12 protein-coding genes are annotated in these 17,397 nt (G+C 65.8%); 5 read left to right on the top strand and 7 right to left on the bottom strand.

All coding sequences use genetic code 11. The features are described from left to right. The first annotated feature begins 7 nt into the window (after positions 1-7). From QCD70_RS08975 to QCD70_RS08965, 3 genes are all read left to right on the top strand, one after another. A complete protein-coding gene (locus tag QCD70_RS08975) occupies positions 8-6,445 on the top strand; it encodes a DUF6531 domain-containing protein (protein ID WP_301215231.1) in 6,438 nt (2,145 codons plus the stop codon). A gap of 528 nt (positions 6,446-6,973) precedes the next feature. Continuing rightward, positions 6,974-7,321 carry a hypothetical protein gene (locus QCD70_RS08970; protein ID WP_301215229.1) on the top strand — a complete coding sequence of 116 codons (348 nt, stop codon included), beginning with the start codon at positions 6,974-6,976 and terminating at the stop codon, positions 7,319-7,321. Between the two features lie 30 nt (positions 7,322-7,351). Beyond that, a complete protein-coding gene (locus tag QCD70_RS08965; RefSeq protein WP_301215227.1) occupies positions 7,352-7,744 on the top strand; it encodes a hypothetical protein in 393 nt (130 codons plus the stop codon). 45 nt (positions 7,745-7,789) lie between these two features. Here the strand turns inward: QCD70_RS08965 and QCD70_RS08960 are convergent, their stop codons facing one another. The 4 genes from QCD70_RS08960 to allB form a co-directional block, all read right to left on the bottom strand. Next, positions 7,790-8,311, bottom strand: a complete 522-nt coding sequence (locus QCD70_RS08960; protein ID WP_301215225.1) for a GNAT family N-acetyltransferase — start codon at positions 8,309-8,311, stop codon at positions 7,790-7,792. Positions 8,312-8,398: 87 nt separating this feature from the next. Further along, the gene (locus QCD70_RS08955) at positions 8,399-9,805 is read right to left on the bottom strand and encodes an amidohydrolase family protein (protein ID WP_301215223.1); all 1,407 of its coding nucleotides are present in this window, start codon (positions 9,803-9,805) and stop codon (positions 8,399-8,401) included. Positions 9,806-9,812: 7 nt separating this feature from the next. Continuing rightward, positions 9,813-10,718, bottom strand: coding sequence for a factor-independent urate hydroxylase (gene pucL, locus QCD70_RS08950; protein WP_301215221.1), 906 nt, complete (start codon positions 10,716-10,718; stop codon positions 9,813-9,815). Between the two features lie 42 nt (positions 10,719-10,760). After that, complete coding sequence (gene allB / locus QCD70_RS08945; RefSeq protein WP_301215218.1) at positions 10,761-12,137, bottom strand: allantoinase AllB; 1,377 nt, start codon at positions 12,135-12,137, stop codon at positions 10,761-10,763. A 176-nt stretch (positions 12,138-12,313) separates the two neighbouring features. Between allB and QCD70_RS08940 the strand changes: the two genes are divergently transcribed. Both QCD70_RS08940 and QCD70_RS08935 read left to right on the top strand, forming a co-directional pair. Continuing rightward, positions 12,314-13,357 carry a methylenetetrahydrofolate reductase C-terminal domain-containing protein gene (locus tag QCD70_RS08940; protein ID WP_301215216.1) on the top strand — a complete coding sequence of 348 codons (1,044 nt, stop codon included), beginning with the start codon at positions 12,314-12,316 and terminating at the stop codon, positions 13,355-13,357. A 201-nt stretch (positions 13,358-13,558) separates the two neighbouring features. Continuing rightward, on the top strand, positions 13,559-14,506 hold the full coding sequence (locus tag QCD70_RS08935; RefSeq protein WP_301215214.1) for a hypothetical protein: 948 nt from the start codon (positions 13,559-13,561) through the stop codon (positions 14,504-14,506). An 82-nt stretch (positions 14,507-14,588) separates the two neighbouring features. Here the strand turns inward: QCD70_RS08935 and QCD70_RS08930 are convergent, their stop codons facing one another. From QCD70_RS08930 to QCD70_RS08920, 3 genes are read right to left on the bottom strand one after another with little or no spacing between them, the layout of a single operon-like run. Continuing rightward, positions 14,589-15,197 (bottom strand): pyridoxamine 5'-phosphate oxidase family protein, encoded by a 609-nt coding sequence (locus tag QCD70_RS08930; protein ID WP_301215212.1) that lies wholly within the window; start codon positions 15,195-15,197, stop codon positions 14,589-14,591. Beyond that, on the bottom strand, positions 15,194-16,021 hold the full coding sequence (locus tag QCD70_RS08925; RefSeq protein WP_301215210.1) for a creatininase family protein: 828 nt from the start codon (positions 16,019-16,021) through the stop codon (positions 15,194-15,196). The genes QCD70_RS08930 and QCD70_RS08925 overlap by 4 nt, the downstream gene beginning before the upstream one ends. After that, on the bottom strand, positions 16,018-17,337 hold the full coding sequence (locus tag QCD70_RS08920) for an FAD-binding oxidoreductase (RefSeq protein ID WP_301215209.1): 1,320 nt from the start codon (positions 17,335-17,337) through the stop codon (positions 16,018-16,020). Before QCD70_RS08920 ends, QCD70_RS08925 begins: the two co-directional genes overlap by 4 nt. Between the last annotated feature and the right edge of the window lie 60 nt (positions 17,338-17,397).

The raw sequence follows: 17,397 nt of genomic DNA, 5'->3' as shown, positions 1-17,397 counted from the left end.
CAAGGCTGTGGCACGAGGTGCCGTCACCACGGCTGCGGTACTCGCCCTCACCCTCTCCGTGGGTGTGACGCCGTCGATCGCATCTCCTACTTTGCTCGCGCAGCGGCAGGCGGAGAAGACCCTCGCCGAGGTTCGCAACGCTGCAGATAAGACACAGCTCGCCCCGACCGAACCCGCACCCGTCGCGGACCCGGCGGGCGAGGGCACGATCACTCCGGATCAGTCGTCCACGATCACGGCGCAGGACCCCGATGTTCAGGTCACGTTCTCGGGCCACGAGATCGACGAGAAACTCGACGTCGACATCACGCCGCTGTCCAAGGCTGTTGCGACGTCGGCAGAGACAGAGACCGGCGGCACCGCCGTAGGGACGCCTGTCGACATTTCGGCGACGACCGATTCCGGCGGCGAGGTCACGACCTTCCCCGCCGACGCCACGATCACCGACCAGGCAGACGGTACGCAGGTGGCCACGGATGTGGTTCCCGGTGTCGCGCTGGAGATGGCGGTGACCGACAAGCAGATCAAGGATCTCGACCCGTCGTCGCTGCAGATCTACACCCGCGAGAACGCGGGCGACCCGTGGGTGGCGCTTCCGTCGGTGTACGACGAGGGTGCCGGCGTGGTTCGTGGTGAGTCGGGTCACCTGTCACAGATGGTCGTGATCGGCATTCCGTTCGTCGCACCTCCCGGACCGAAGATCGTCCTCGACCCTGACGACGACCTGGCGTATGTGACGCAGCCGGCCCCTGAACTGCACGAGCTACCGCTGAACATCGCCCTTGCTCAGCAGGTGCGGGATCGGCTGCAGACGAACTGCCGTGCCGACGTGACGATCACGAGGGAGGATCCGAACACGCCGATCGTGTCGACGCAGCTGCGTGCCGACATCGCGGCGGCGGCGAACCCCGATGCCACGATCACGCTGGCATTCGATGCGATCAATCCCGATGAGGCGTGGGATGCCGATGGTACAGAGTCTGGTGGCCGCGTCTACTACCGGGGCAATCCGCAGGATCAGGCGTTGGGCGACTCCGTGCTGTCGACGATGCCGGCCTATGTGCAGCGCCCGTTCAAGGCGGGCAACCTGCCTTACCTGCCCGCGCCCGAGTTCAACAATGTGCCCGGTGCCTACACGCACTTCGAGACGCTGTTCATGGACAGCAACTACGACCGCGCCTACATCGACGATCCCGAGGGCTTCGCATTCATCTCGGCCGGTGTCACCGCATCGCTCAGCGTGTACCTGGCCGACCGCTTCAACTGCGTCGACCCCGCCACGGGCGGTCTTCCGGGGCGCCCGACTCAGGCGCAGCTGGATCACTGGCGTGACCTCGGCTACCAGAACTACGAGCTGTACGGCGCGGAGCCGGTGTCGTTCTCGACCGGAAACCTCATCGAGGCCGCGCCTCTGTTCAAACTCTCCGGCCCGGGAAACTCCGACCTCGACCTGAACCTGATCTACAACTCGCTCGATGGCAGGGACTCGCGAATCGGAGCGGGGTGGTCGTTCGCGTTCGGTGCTCGGGCGCAACGCTACGAAGACGGCTCGGTGCTGGTGGTGCGCAACGACGGCGCCACCTTCGACTTCTCCTCCGACGGCTCGGGCGGCTACATCGGCGAGCCAGGCCTGTTCCAGACGCTGACGAACGACGGCAACAACCAGCTCACGTTGACCGGCGTCAACGGCGAGTCCTGGGTGTTCGACGCCGCCGACATCGATGGTGTCGGCGAGCTCGTGAAGCACACCGACCAGCAGGGCAACGCGACCACGCTCAGCTATGGTGCGACGGATTGGCGGGTGCACAAGTTTGCCCCGCTCCAGTCGATCACCGATGCTGCGGGCCAGACCATCACGGTCTCCTCGGATGCCGTGGGCCGGCTCACCTCGTTCACCCACCCAGACGGCCGCACCTGGAGTCTCGGCTACGACGCGAATACGAATCTCACGTCGATTACCAGCCCCGACGGCCGGGTCCGCGCCTACTCCTACGACGACGCTCACCGCATGGTCACCGCCACCGATGCGCTCGGAATCACCTATCTGACGAACGAGTTCGACGCCGAGGGGCGGGTCACCAAGCAGGTCGATGGCGACGGTAACGTGCGCTCGCTGAGCTACGACACCGCCGCGGGAAGGACGACGTACACCGACAACGAGGGCACCAAGACGGTGTTCTCGTACGACTCCCAGCATCGCATCACGGGCAAGACGGATGCGGCGGGCAACTCCATCGCCTACGTCTACAACGACCTCGATCAGGTCACGACCTACACCGACGAAGCCGGCCACGAATGGGCCTACACGTACGACGCGACCGGCAACGTCGCATCCACCGTTCTGCCCGACGGCACAACGACCACGTTCACCTATACGCCCACCGGCGAGCTGGCATCCCAGACCGACGAAGGCGGCCCGGATGGGGCCGAGCGCACGACCAGCTATGAGGTCGACCCGCTCGGTCTGGTGACCGGTGTCACGCAGGCCGACGGCACCGAGCTGACTCGCACATATGACGGCCAGGGAAACCTGACCTCGTCGACGACCCCGTCAGGCGCCACGACCATGTACGCCTACGACAACCGGGGCAATGTCACCGCCCTGACAGACCCAAAGGGCAACATCACCACGTTCGTGTACGACGGTGCCAACCGGGTGACGTCGACGACCGACCCGACGGGTGCGACGACGACGCTGACGTGGGATGCCGGCGACCGGCTGGTGTCGAAGACGGATGCGATGGGCGGGGTCACGTCGTACATCTATGACGCGAACGACAACCTCACCAGCTCGACGGATGCGGCTGGCGCCGTGACCTCGTACGCGTGGAACAACGCGTTCAACCTCGTGGCCGTCACCGCCCCTGACGGCGGAACGACGAACTACGAATACAACACTGAAGACGAACTGACCAAAACCACCGACCCCCTCGGAAACGTGACGTCGTTCGTGCTCGATGACCTGTATCGGCCAGTGACCGTCGTCGACCCGAAGGGTGGCGAGTGGGTTCGCGAGTACGACAAGGCCGGCAACCTGGTCAGCCAGACCGACCCGGCGGGCGCGAAGACCACGTATGCGTACGACGAGCTCAACCGTGCGACGAAGACCACTGGTCCGACGGGCATCACCTCGTCGACGTCCTATGACGAGGTCGGACGCGTCGAGAATTCGACTGATGCCGATGGCAACAGCGTCTCCTACGTGTACGACCTGCTTGACAGGATCACGAAGGTCGCCGACCAGCAGGGCGAAACCTCGACGTTCACCTACGACGTGGACTCGAACCTCGTCACCTCGACTGACCGTCGAGGGAACGAGACGACACTCGCCTATGACGCGAACGGGCAGTTGACTGGATCGATCGACCCCACAGGCGCGGCGACGCAGCTCGTCTATGACCCGGCTGGCCGTGTGCAGGAGCAGATCGACGCCCTCGGCAGATCGAGCACGGTGTCTTACGATCCGCTCGGTCGGGTGACCGTAGCGACGAATCCGCTCGGCGACGCCACCTCGTACGGGTATGACGCAGTGAGCCGCTTGACCGCGATCACCGACGCCAACGGCAACACGTCGACCACCGCGTACAACCCGACCGGCACCGTCGCATCGACGACGAATGCCGTCGGCTCGACCGCTATCTACGGCTATGACCTCAACAGTCAGCAGACGTCAATGGTCGATGCGAATGGCAATGAGACCCGCTACTCCTACGATCCCGCCGGGCAGCTCGCCACGGTGATCGAGGGTTTCGATGCCAACGTGGATGCAGCGGCGACGGGTACCTCGGACGTGAACGTGACGACCGTGTATGACTGGACCGAGACCGGCAACCTGGCCTCCATTCTCGACCCGAACGGGCACAAAACTCTCTTCGACTACAACGCGGCCGGTCAGGTCACCGCGGAGACGAACCCCCTCGGCAAATCCTGGGACTACAGCTACGACTCCCTGGGTCGTCTGTCGTCGCAGATCGATGGCAACCGGCAGACCACGAACTACTCCTACACGTCCCGCTCCGACCTGGCCCAGATCTCCTACCCCGGTTCGAGCGTGTCGTTCGAGTACGACGCGAACCAACAGCCCATCGCGATGACCGACCCGCTCGGTGTCACGGGCTGGAAGTACGACGCCAACGGCCTCATGACCGAACAGATCGACGCCAACGGATCCCGCCTCGGATACACCTACGACGCCGCGCAGCAGCTGACCGCGCTGACGATGCCCACGGGCGAGTCAATCGGGTATGAGTACGACGACGCCGGACGTCCCGTGGCGCAGACGTCACCATGGGGCAACATCGCCTACGAGTGGGACCCGGCAGGCAACCTCACGAACATGCTCCGCTCCACCGGTGTTGCGACGGACTACGCGTATGACGCGGCGAACCGGGTTACCCAGATCAAGCACGTCGCCCCGGCGAGCCCGAGTGCGGGCCCGGCATCGGCATCCACTGTTGCACCCGAGGCGGTTGCTGCGAAACCGGTTACGACCGAGGTCGACCAGTGCGTGACGGCTGCCGGGTACCTCGGCAAGCGGGCCATCCCTGCTGCGGGATCGACCTCGCATGAGTGCGTGAAGACGGGCGACTACCTCGACCGCCGCACGGTACCGGCGCTGCCGAATCCGGTGGAGAACGTCGACACCATCACCTTCGACTACATGTACGATCCGGCAGGCAACGTCTCGAACGCCACCCGCACGCTCGGGTCGTTGAACGACCCGGCCTCGACCGGGACCACACCTGAAGCAAGTGCGGCACCGTCGGTGGTGGCGCCCGATCCGACTCCGGCGTTCCCGTCGGTGCTCGAGACCCCGGATGTCGACTCCCGCGACTACGCGTATGACAGCCTGAACCGGCTTGTCGGAAGCAAGACCAGTAAGGGTAACGCGGCCACGTATTCGTACGACCCGGCCGGCAACCGTGTCCAGGCAACCGCCACCACGGATACAGGTACGACGGATGTGACGGCGTCGTTCAATGAGGCGAACCAGCTCACCGGCAGCACCAGCAACGGGGCATCGTCGAGCTACGGGTACGACGGCAACGGTAACCGCACCACTCAGAATGAGAACGGTGTCACGACTGACTTCAGTTACCAGACCGACAACCGCCTCACCGGCGTGACCCGTGACGGACGCTCCAGCAGCTACGCGTATGACGGTCTCGGTCGTCAGCTGAACACGACCGAGACGTCGGGCCTGGGTTCGCAGACCACGAAGAGTGTCTGGGACGGTACGTCCGTTGTTCAGCAGTCCAACACCGCTTCCGGTACGAGCACCCTCATGCGCGACGCCTTCGGCGAGGTTGCCCTGCAAACCGCAGACGGAAAGGACGCCTCCTGGGCGCTTCTCGACGGACTCGGCACCACCGCTGCCCAGGCCGTCGGCGGCTCCGTCGCTCAGTTGTCGACGTTCGACGACTGGGGCAACCAGTCCTTCGACACCATCGGCTGGAACTCCGCCGTCAACTACACCGGCGAAACCACCGACCCCGGCTACGGACTGAACAACTACTACTCCCGCAGCTACGACCCCACCACCGGGTCCTGGATGTCCCAGGACTCCTGGCGCGGACTCCTGACCCAACCGCAGACGGCTGCTCGCTATAGCTACGTGACGAACTCGCCGACGACGTTCAGCGACTATCTCGGATACTGCGGCGGCGGAAGAGGCGGTGTTCCGATGTGCCCGGGCCCCCGAGGTGGACATAGCCAGGGGAGCGGTGCCAGCGCGCCAATGCACTCCGGCCCGATCTCCTCCCTGCCCACGGCTGCGATCATGAACCCGGATTATGACGTGGAATCAGTGAGCTGGAACGGCCCGTCCGACGACTGGGACCAGGACCCGTCAGGCGACAACTCGGCACTACCAGTAAGGCATGTCCAGGGCTTCGACGAACGCTTCCCAGGTTATCTACCATCGAGCCCCCTGGTGCCACCGGGGACTACGTGCAGAGGTTCAGGAAAGTCTCACAGCTGCGCATCCCCTCTTGAGATCGACTATCAGTACGTTTTCTCCTGGGTTGTTGCTTCCGGCATGACACCCGAGGAAGTGATGGATATATTCAAGGCCCACCCGGGGGAGATATTCCCGTTCCCTGTCAGTGGCTGCCCAACGTTCTCTGAGGGTGCAGTTTGTACGTTGCAAGCGCTTCCGGTTGCGGATGGTCGCGGCGATGTTCGGGTCAGCACAACTCCCACAAGCGTCACTTTCACTGTGGTTAGCGATGGATACTTCGATTTGCCAGGGTCAACGGTGACGTTTCAGACAGTCGCTAATGATGACGGTACAGTTTCTCTTCAGCAGATCGCTCAAGGACGTACCAGAGATTTAGCGATCGGGATTGGATTCAACGTCTCGACACCTTCGTTTTCGACATGGCGAGACCAGGCAGCCAACTTGCGTGCGGCGATCAAGAAGTATTGGCGAGGACATGGAGCATAGAAACATACTGAGGCGCCGGGGGCCGGGGGCGATAGTGCCGTTTTCCGTCATCTACAGCACCTTGTTTTCTGTAGGCGCACATATGCTGGTGTCGGCTAGCTACGGCTCGAGGAGCACTGTCTTGTTGCTTTACGTCCCGCTAGCCGTCCTTGAGGGAATACTCATCGGCCTTACCTCCGGAATATTCGCATACTTGGTTGGATCAATCACGGTGAAGACGCAAGTTCCTTCGGGTTGGCGTCACTTCGGTCAAGCCCTTGTAGCTGGTGCAGTCTCGAGCCTTTCCTACAATCTCGTCTGGAACGGGTTCTGGCGCCCTGGACCACCACTTGCGTTGGTCGTGCTCTCGGGCTCTATCGTTTTTCTCGGAACCTTCGCATATTTATGGCAGTTCGAGCTTCCAAGTCGCGACCGTGAATGACGCGAGCAATCGAGACGTCAGGCTGCAGCATAGATCTCAGGCCATCGAGAACAACGGTGGTTGGAGGTACGGTCCTCGTGGAAACGAATGAGTCGCAGCCAAGCGACATGTCTCGCCACCTCGCTCGGGTGAGGTCTCTGGTCGAGGCGATAGTCGATCACGCCCCGCCAACGGACAGGGAGGCACTGCTGGCACAGACGGCGACGATCAGTGATGTGCGCGGCAATCTCGCGTTCCTGGCATTTCGCGTGGACCGAGAGAGCACAGCTCCCGCGCAAACAACGCCAAGCCCCGTCCCTTATCGCCCCGAGGTCGTCAGTGCTGATGGTAAGAGTGTCGGGGAGATCATGGTCTGGCTCGACCACGGCAGCTACCTCGATTCGCTTGAGTACACATGGTGGGCCGATGCCCCTCCCTCCGACTTGCCTATGTTGGATGACCTGCGAATCGCCTAGTGAGTGTTCGGGCGATGCAGCTAAAGGTGCGTGGAAGACGTGATGATTGAGATGAACGATGCGATGATTCTTCGGATCCGATCGCTTGTCGTCGCTATGGTCAACGCATTTGACATCCCTGCACAGAGAGAACTCATCGCACAGGCTGCGACCATTCACAGTCCTACCGGCATACCGACGATGCTCGAGTTCCAGGTTGATCGTTCGCTTGAGCCCGCACATGGGTCGCCGAATCCGCTTGACGTGACTGCCGAGGTAAAGACTGCTGAAGGAAAAGATCTCGGAATGCTCGTGCTCTGGATCGATGCGGAGGGCTACCTCTACTCGCTCGAATTTTCGTGGGTAGTCGATGATCGGCCGGACACACTCCCGCGAGTTGACCAGATCATTCCAAGACTGGGCCCTTCGAAGACGTGGACGTAGATAGGGGCTGACGTTCATCCGCGTTCAGCCGCGAGCGCAACAGGGTCATCGATCTCGCCCGGCTCTCACCTCGAATCGGATCCAGATGTCGGGTCGTAAGTCAGGGCGACCCGCAACCGGCTCGCGCGTTGAGAACCACTCGGCGTCTGCTTCTGCTGCGACTGCGGTCCAGAATGCAGCGGCGGCAGCGTTGGCCTCCTGAAACGCGACCGCCCATCGGCCCGGATGCTGGCTCGTGATCGCGCGGATGACGGCGCGGCCGTAGCCGTGTCGGCGAGCAGCATTCGCGAGAAAAATGCTGTTGATCACGACTTCGGGGGAACCGATACCGCGGATGATGCAGAGACCCGCGGGCGCATCGTCGAGCCGGATGACGTAGCCGCGCCATGTGCTGTCAGCCAGGGCATTGTCGAGGCGTTCCTGGCGGAACCGGCCTCGTTCATCGGGAAGCGCGCCTGAATAGGCGGACATATCGTGCCGGAACATCGTCCAGAGCTGCTCGAGAACAGCCCGGTCGGCTTCGGTCGCGACGGAGATTCGAAGCGAGGGTGGGAGGGAAGTGGTCATACAAGAAAACCTCCACCGCAGGGGTGGAGGTCAGTTGTTCTCGATCGCTCATTGTCATTTTAGCGCGAATAGCCACCCACGTGAACGCTACTCCGGCGACACCGCTCGTCTCCCTTGCACGAAGACCCCCACGATCGCCGGCTCGCGCAGGCCCATGAGCAGGGCGAACAGCTCCCGGTCGGTGTCGATCTGTTCGTCGTCCTCGTGCACCCGCCCCTCGAGCAGCATCGCGAGCGGCTCCCAGCGCCGGGGATCGATGAGCAGGAAGTCGGCGTCTTTGCCCACGTCGAGGTTGCCGAAACGCTCCTCCATGTCGAGCGCCCGAGCCCCGGCGAGGGTGCCGGTGAAGAGCAGCTCTGCCGGGTCCAGCGACACGCTCGCCTCGCCGGGCTCGCTGATGTGCACCTTGAACGCGTCGTTGAGCACCCTCGAGATGAGCCACTCGTCGCCCGCGCCCACGTCTGTTCCGAGGGCGACAGTGACCCCGGCCTCCGTCGTGCGGCTCCACGGCATCGTGCCCGATCCGAGGAACTGCTGCGAGGTCGGGCAGTGCGCGATCGACGATCCGGTCGCCGCGAGCCGGGCCAGCTCGTCGACGGTGCAGTGCACCGCATGCGCGAAGATGCTGCGCCGTCCGAGCAGCGTCGAACCGCCCACCTCAGACCCGAGCAAGAACTTGCCGTCGTACGTGTCGAGGTAGCTGTCCGTCTCGAACACCGCCTTCACAGCGGCGATCTCCCCGCCCTCGGCGCTGTCGTTCTCGCTCAGATGGGTGTGGAAGTACACGCCCGCGCCGCGCACCTCGTCGTACAGCTCGCCGAGCGCACGCAGCGTCTCGCGCGTGACCGACAGGCTGAACCGAGGCACGATCGCCACCTGGATGCGCGCCGTCGCCGCGTCGCCGGTATCGACGGCGTGCCAGGTCGAGATCTCGTCGCGTACGAGCGCGATCGCCTCGGCCTCGCCGGTGATCAGCGCACTCGCCGACTCCGGCCCCACGGTCTGGATGCCGCGGCCCGACACCACGCGCAGCCCGGCATCCCGCGTGGTGCGGAAGAGGGCATCCTGCGCGTGCGCAAAGGCGGAGCCGAAGACCATGGCGGCCGTCGTACCGGCGGCGACGCGGCGACGCGTGAAGTCGCGAGCGATGCGCTCGGCGAACTCCGGGTCGGCAAGCCGCGACTCGGCCGGGAAGATGCAGTTGTCGAGCCACTCGAGCAGCTGGCCGCCACCGTACGAGTCGGTGGAGTACGTCTGCGGAAAGTGCACGTGCGCGTCGACGAAGCCGGGCACGATGTACCCGCCCCTGTTGTCGACGACGGATGCGCCCGCGAACGTCGACGGCAGCTCGGCGGCAGCGCCGATCCACTCGATCGTGCCGGCGTCAGATACGACCAGCGCGCCATCGGGAAGCGATACGAGGTGCTCTCGCGCATCCGCGACGGTGGGGGAGCCAGCGACGTGAAAGATATGGCCGAGGTAGGTGGTGCTCACGGGCGGTCTACGCGAGGTTCGCCGCGGGTGTCCACGCGGGTCCGGCATCCGGTGCGTCGTCGCGCATGACCGTGGCCTGGATGAGTCCGTACGGGCGGTCGTCGGCGTGGAACACCTCGTTGTTGTTCTCGACCCCGAAGGTCTCGAGGTTGTAGAGGAAGTGGTGCTTGTTGGGGGCGGAGAACTTGATCTCGGCGATGAACGGGTACTCCTCGAGCACGGCCTTGCCCATCTCGTAGAGAGTCTGCTGCAGGGCCAGCGACTGAAGAACCGCGAACTGCTTGATGAGGATGCGCTTTACTCCGGCGTAGATCTCGTTCCAGTCGAGCTCGGTCTCGGTAAAGCGCCACTGCGCGACGAGGGCGGTGGCCATCACCCGGTCGCTCGTCGGTTCGAGGCGCGTGTATTCGTCTGTGAGAAAGCCATGGAACTCGCTGCCCGTCGACTTGAGGAGCACCAGATCTTTGAGCCCTCCGATGACCCACGTCTTCTGCTCGGCGCCCTTTCCCTCCACGGTGATCGAGGCGGTGCGCACCTCCTGGCCGAGGCGCACGAAGGTGTGCTCGTGCTCCACGCCGTCGACGATCGCGTGCTCCCACGCGTACTCCTCGATTTCGATGCGGGCACCCTCGACGGGAATGACGTCGTCGACGAAGTGGCGGGCCAGCTCGAGCCCGTAGGCCTCGATCGACTCGATGCCCTTCTCCTTGGCGTAGGAGTAGGCGGTCTGCTTCTGCGTGTCGGTGGGCAGCACCTGCGACTGGTCGCCCACGAGGTGCGCGGCCGAGAAGTGTCCGCGCAGGGCCGTCGACACGTTCAGGTCGCGGATCTCGTGGCGTGCGCTGTCTCGCGTGATGCGCACGACGCGGTTCTCCGCCTTGCCGTACTGGTTGGGTCCGAGAACGATTGCCATGGGTGAACTCCTGCTGTCGAGAAAGGGTGGGTGTCGCTGGGGTCAGACGCGCGAGAGCAGTCGACCGGTGGGTGTGGATGCGGGCGCGTCGTCGACGGCGCCGGACGTGTAGACCGGCACGCCGGCCAGCCAGGTCACGGCGACCAGGCCGGTGAGCTCGGAGCCGTCGAACGCCGAGACCTTGTTCTTGTGCAGCAGCGCGTCGGCGCTCGCGGTGAAGGCGGCCTCCGGGGCGAACGCCACGAGGTCGGCGTCGGCGCCCACCTCGATGCGGCCCTTCTGCGAGAGGCCGGCGAAGCGGGCGGTCTTGGTGGACATCCACTCGACGACCGTCTCGAGCGGGATGCCGCGTGCTCGTGCCCCCGTCCAGACGGCGCTGAAGCTGAGCTGCAGGCCCGAGATTCCGCCCCAGGCGAGCTGGAAGTCGCCGTCGTGCGCGAACTTGAGCTCTTTCGTCGAGGGGGAGTGGTCGGAGGCGACGATGTCGATGAGCCCCGACTCCAACGCCTGCCACAGCAGTTCGCGGTTGCCCGCGTCGCGGATCGGCGGGCAGCACTTGAACTGAGTGCCGCCGTCGGGGATGCCCTCGGCGGAGAAGCTCAGGTAGTGCGGGCAGGTCTCGACCGTGATCGGCAGACCCTCGGCCTTGGCCGCCTCGATCTGCGGCAGGGCTCGGGCGCTCGAGAGGTGCAGGATATGCGCGCGGACGCCCGTGGAGCGCACGGCCTCGATGATGTGCGCGATGGCGTCTTCCTCGGCGAGGTCGGGACGGCTCGAGACGAAGTCGAGGTAGTCGGGGCCGCCGTAGCTTTCGCCGCTCTTCAGCATCGCCGTCTCCAGCACCGCAGGGTCTTCGGCGTGCACGATGAGCAGTCCGCCGAACTCGGAGATCTCGAGCGCGGCGGCGAACAGCTGCTCCGTCTCGAGGTGGGGGAACTCGTCGACGCCGGAGGGCGAGAGGAAGGCCTTGAAGCCGAATGCGCCGGCGTCATGAACGGACTTCAGCGATCCGAGGCTCGAGGGGATGGCGCCGCCCCAGAATCCGACGTCGACGCTGGCCTGGGGAGCCGCCGCCTGGCGCTTCAGCTCGAGCGCCTCGACGGTGGTGGTGGGCGGGATGCTGTTGAGCGGCATGTCGATGATGGTGGTCACGCCTCCGGCCGCGGCGGCGCGGGTCGCGCTGGCGAACCCCTCCCAGTCGGTGCGCCCGGGTTCGTTCACGTGCACGTGGGTGTCGACGATGCCGGGAATGAGAACCTGGTCGTCGGGCAGGGTGACCGTCTCTGCGGCGTCGAACGGGGCATCCAGCTCGGCGATCGCCACGATCACGCCGCCGGCCGTGGCGACCGACGCGGGGCGGAACTCGCCATCGATGAGCACCTTCTCGGCCCTCACGACCAGGTCGTACTGTTCTGCCATGGTGTCGCGATCTCCTCGTTCGTCGGTGGTTCTGTCGACGGATCAAGCCTACTGACGGGGCCCGATCCGCCGAGGCCGGTTCGGAAACACCCGTGTTACACGCCGGAGCTAACATGAAATGTTCGCACCCCCGCAGATGAAACTCGTCGGGACTGCGACGCGTCGGAAGGACCCTCGTGGAATCGCTTCTCACCCCGTCTGAAGCCCACGCGGGCTGCCCGAAGAACATGGAGTACGGGCCGTGCGGCGGGGTCGACTTCGACGGCAGCTGCGAGGTGGGCGACTTCCGCTGCGTCTTTCTCGGCGACCCCCTCGTGACCTGGCACGGCGCCGTGCCGCCCGAGCCCGAGGTCGTGCCGCGCTCATCCGGTGCCGCCGAGATGATGGCGCTGATGAACACGCGCCCGATCGTCGTCGCCGATTTTCCGGCGCGGGCGATGGATGCGGAATCGCTGGCGGAGTGCGCGGCCCTGCTCGCCGGCCCCGTCGACGCGGCGCTCGCGGGCGACCACGGCAAGGCGCGCGTGCAGTTCTCACCGAGCTATCGTGCCTCGCTCATCCGCGCCGCGGGCCTGCAGGTCTGGACGGGCATCAACTGCCGCGACCGCAACCGCGTCGCCATCGAGGGCGAGCTCGCGGGCCTCGCGCACGTCGGCGTCGCCGGGGTGCACTGCGTGACCGGCGACCACACCCTGCTCGGCTCGCGCCCCGACGTGGCTCCCGTCTTCGACCTCGACTCGCCGCAGGTCGCCGCTCTCGCGCGGGCGGCCGGCCACCTGGTCTCGGTGGGGGAGTCGCCGACCACGCCGCCGGTCGAGCTGCGGGCGGCGCGACTGCTCGAGAAGACGCGCGCGGGCGCAGACGTGTGCTTCGTGAACCACTGCGGGGGTGTGGATGCCGTGGGCCGGTTCGTGCGCGAATCGCACGACCTCGGGATCACGGCCCGGTTCATCCCGTGCGTGCCGATGGTGACCGACGTCGACAGCGCGCGGCTGCTCCGATCGTTCACGACGCTCGTGCTTCCGGAGGGGTATCTCGACCGCATCCTGACGGCAGCTGATCCCCGCGAGGAGGGTATCCGGGCGGCCGTGGAGCTGAGCCTGGAGCTGCTCGAGATCGACGGCGTGGCCGGGGTCAACCTCTCGGGCGGGGCCGGTCCGGGCCGCGAGGCGGAGTTCGCGATGGTGCTGGCGGAGACGGCGCAGCGCCTGGCCCTCTGACGCTCGGTCGTTTCGTCGCGCCGGGGCCGCTTCTGTGCCCGAATACCTCCAATCGTGCAGAGGCGGCGTGCGCAAATGGAGGCATTCGGGCACAGTCACCGCGCGCTCCTCTACTCCTTCCCATCGTTGAAGCGCGGTGAACCCTCCCGAGATGGAAGGCTCTGCGTCCCGAGTGGCTGGGCAAGCCGCTTGGCTAGGGCCATGAACACTCCCTCACCTGACGGCGCCCTCGTATTCGCTCGCGATGTGCGGAAGACAGGAGAGAATCCGAACGCGCTGACGAGAGCCGTTCGACGCAACGAGCTCGCACGCATCGCTCCGGGCAGCTACATGTCACGTCAGCACTGGGACGCGCTGAACGAGATTCAGAGAACGACGCAGCGGGCACGCGCTGCATCGGAGCGATGGAAGTCGGCGCCTGTCTTCTCTCACTGGACCGCCGCCGCGATCCACGGGATACCTTTGATCGGCGCGTGGCCCACCCGAATTCATGTCATTGTCGAGCGAGACTCCTCGGTGCGTTCGCGCGGGGAGATCGTTCGCCATGCGGTCGGGGTGGATCCGGCTGACGTCGTGCTTATCGATGGAATGCTCGTGACCTCGGTGGCCCGCACTGTGCTCGATCTCGCCGTCGATGCCACGTTCATGTCGGCCGTTACCGCTGCGGACTTCGCCCTGTGTCATAGAAGGGAGGCACGGATCGAGAAGCATGCGCTCGACGAGGTGTGGGAAAAACGACTGCCTTTTCGTGGCCACGTCCGTGCTCGACGGGTGCTGGACTTCGCCACGCACCTTGCGGAGAGTCCTTTGGAGTCGGGCAGCCGAGTGAACATGCACCTGCTGGGATTTCCGGCGCCCGAGTTGCAGGTTGAGTGGCGCGACTACCGAGGACGCATCGGATACAGCGACTTCTTCTGGCGCGCGTTCAATCGTGTGGGCGAGGCAGACGGGCGCGCCAAGTACTTCGACGACGCGCTGACCCGCGGCAAATCGCTCAAACAGATCCTCTTTGACGAGAAGATTCGTGAGGATCGGATACGCGCCCTCGGTCCGGGCTTCTCACGATGGGACTGGGACATCGGAATGAACCCGCGCCGGCTGAAGCCGTTCCTGCTTGCGGCTGGGCTTCCGATCGTGCCGCGGCGGTGACCGTGCCCGAATACCTCCATTCGTGCAGTGGAAGCGAGCGCAAATGGAGGTATTCGGGCACGAAAGCACTCCCAGGCGAGGGTCAGCCCGGGAGGGTGGCCGTGCTCCACGTGCCGTCGGCGGCGCGGCGGTACTCGGTGCGGCGGCTCGCGGTGAGCGGGGTTCCGTTCCAGAAGGTGGTGCGCGTGGGCTCGATGACGAAGCCGAGCCAGGTATCGGGCGGGGTCAGTGTGCCGTCGGGGTGCGCGGCGTCGAACGCGGCCCACGCCTCCTCACGCTCGGCGGCCGGGCGCAGCGCGAACTCCGGGGAGTTCAGCCACGCCAGCAGCTGCAGGTAGCGGGAGCGGCGCTCGTACGCGACGCTCTCCTCTTCGGCCGACGCGCGCCGCGCAATGCCCTGTACGGTCAGCTGCCTGAGCTCGGCCGGCCACGCGATCGAGAACGCCACCTCGGGGTGGGCGGCCACGTCGGCGACCTTGCGGGAGCGCGAATCCGTATGCACGAAGAAGCCGCCCTCATCGAACTCGCTGAGCAGCACGCTGCGCGAATCCGGGCGCCCCTCGGCGTCGACCGTGGCCAGCGCGATCAACGGACGCGCATGGTCGTCGTTCGTCGGCAGCCACTCGGTCAGCACGGCGAACGCGTCGGCCGGGATCACGGCGGCGGCCGGAGCCTGGTCTGTCGAGCTCACGCCGACGGCCCGGACGGGTCGAAGCGCGCGATCTCGGCGAACGCCGCCGCGGCCTGCGCCACCGAGTGCTCGAACAGCGCGGCGCCGTAGGCCGCGTTCGCGGCGGTCGGATCGCCCAGCACGCCGTCGGTTCCGAAGTCGTTCGACAGCCACCCGAACGACACGGGCTTCTTGAACCCGATGTGCTCGAAGTCGGCCAGGTGCTCGGGAACGCTGCGCTGTGCCAGTGAGAGATCGACCAGGTCGGGGCGGATGTGCATGATGAGCGACGTCTCGCTGTGGCCGCCGTGGATGCCGAGGCCCAGCTCGTCGGGCCCGTCACCCGTGCCGTCGGCCATGGGGGGCACGATCGGTCCGAGCAGGAACGTCTGCAGCCCGAAGCGACGGCGCAGCTCGCGGCAGGCGACCTGCAGCAGGGCGAGGTTGCCGCCGTGCCCGTTGAAGAACGCCACCTTGTTCGCGGGCGTGGCCGCGATCGAGTTGCCGAGGTCGACGATGGTGTTCATCATCGTCTCCCACGTGAGCCACATGGTTCCGGATGCCCAGTGGTGCTCGTCGCTCTTGGTGTAGGCGAGGGTGGGAAGGATCCACGCGTCGACGCCCTGCCAGGCCGCGCGTTCGACGGCGGCGTTCGCGATCGCATCCGCAAGCAGGTAGTCGGTCATCAGGGGAAGGTGCGAGCCGTGATGCTCGATCGCGCCCGTGGGGATGACGACGACGGAGTCGGCGTCGAGCGCGGCGGTGGCGGCGGGACCCGACAGCTCGACGAGCTTGCGTGTGCCCAGATCGTTCACGACCGCGTCGTTGGCGTGCGCGCCGCTCATGCGCCTGCTCCGACAGTCGGCTTGCCCTGCAGCTTGCCCGGGTTGAGGAGCCCCTGCGGGTCGGTGGTCTCGGCGAGTGCGAGCGTTCGCTCGACCTCGTGGTCGACGAACCAGATGTGCGGGTTGTGCACACCGACGCCGATCGCGGCGAGCTTGTCGAAGCCCTCGTAGACCTTCTCGGCGCTCTCGTAGATTCCCGCGAGCATGCCGATCGGGCGGTTCTTCTGGGCCTCGATGTGCAGCATGCCGCCGGGGTACACGGCGTGCACCTCGTCGATGCGGTCGACGAGGGCGTCGCCGGCGACCTCGATGTGGAAGTACTTTCCCGGGTCGCTCTTCTGCAGCCACTCGATCGGGTGGTTGTACGAGATCATGCTCAGCTTCATCGCGGTCTGAGCGCCCTCGCGCACCTCCTCGACGCGGCCGCCGGCGGCCTCGATGAGGGCGGTCGCGGCCGGAACAGCCGCGATGTCGATGATCGCGCGCAGGCTCGCCCGGTCTTTCGGGATGCCCGGGTCGGCCGGGAGGGCATTGGCCAGAACCGGGAGGTCGGCCGACACGAGTCGCGGCGTCGGCTCGAGCCGTCCGATCTCGCGGATCACCGAGATGGCCTGGTTGAAGGTGTCGAAACTGGCGAACAGTCCGCGCCAGTCCTGCAGCGGCTCGAGGGCGATCGTCGCCTGCGCGATGATCCCCGCGGTGCCGTAGGTGTGCACGTAGGGCTGCGCCTCGTCGCCGTCGACGTGCACGAGCTGCGCATCCGCGGTGGCGTGCACCACGTCGAGCGCGAGCACGAAGCCCTCGTGGTTGGAGCCGTGGGCGATCGACCCGGTGCCGCCGGAGCCGCCCGAGAGGAAACCGCCGATCGAGGACTGGGCCGTCGACGGATACATGAGAATCTGCTGGCCCGACTCACGGGCGGCCTGCTCGATCGTGACGATCGGGGTGCCGGCGAGGGCGGTGAGGAAGCCGTTGCCGACCTCGACGACCCCGCGCAGCTTCGACAGGTCGAGTACGAGGCCGTTCTCGATCGGAATGGCCTGGCCGTAGTTGCCCGTGCCCTTGCCTCGAGGCGTGACTCCCACGGAGTGGCGAACGGCTGCGGCGACGACCTGCGCCACCTGCTCGGCCGTGGTCGGGAAGGCGACGATGTCTGCAAGCCCGAGGGGGAGCTGCTCGGTGATGATCGGCGACAGGTACGACCCGTCGGCCGAGGCCTTCTCGCGGGCTCGCAGTTCCGTCGTCACTCCCCGTTCACCCAGGATGTCGGTGAGCTCGGCGGCGAGGGAGGTGATGTTCTCGGGCAGGTCGGTCATGGTGCGGGTCCTTAGATGGTGCCGAATGGTGATGGCCCTGCGCCCGCCGTCCGACGCCCA

This window comes from Agreia sp. PsM10 (assembly GCF_030433855.1).
GTDB lineage: Bacteria > Actinomycetota > Actinomycetes > Actinomycetales > Microbacteriaceae > Agreia.
Note: the sequence above shows the minus strand (reverse complement) of the source record. Positions and strands in the feature narration are given on the sequence as shown.

Coding starts and splice junctions, on each gene's coding strand:
- QCD70_RS08970 (WP_301215229.1), top strand. CDS start 6,974: ATGTCTCGCCACCTCGCTCGGGTGAGGTCTCTGGTCGAGGCGATAGTC.
- allB (WP_301215218.1), bottom strand. CDS start 12,137: ATGGCAGAACAGTACGACCTGGTCGTGAGGGCCGAGAAGGTGCTCATC.
- QCD70_RS08960 (WP_301215225.1), bottom strand. CDS start 8,311: ATGACCACTTCCCTCCCACCCTCGCTTCGAATCTCCGTCGCGACCGAA.
- pucL (WP_301215221.1), bottom strand. CDS start 10,718: ATGGCAATCGTTCTCGGACCCAACCAGTACGGCAAGGCGGAGAACCGC.
- QCD70_RS08925 (WP_301215210.1), bottom strand. CDS start 16,021: ATGAGCGGCGCGCACGCCAACGACGCGGTCGTGAACGATCTGGGCACA.
- QCD70_RS08935 (WP_301215214.1), top strand. CDS start 13,559: ATGAACACTCCCTCACCTGACGGCGCCCTCGTATTCGCTCGCGATGTG.
- QCD70_RS08920 (WP_301215209.1), bottom strand. CDS start 17,337: ATGACCGACCTGCCCGAGAACATCACCTCCCTCGCCGCCGAGCTCACC.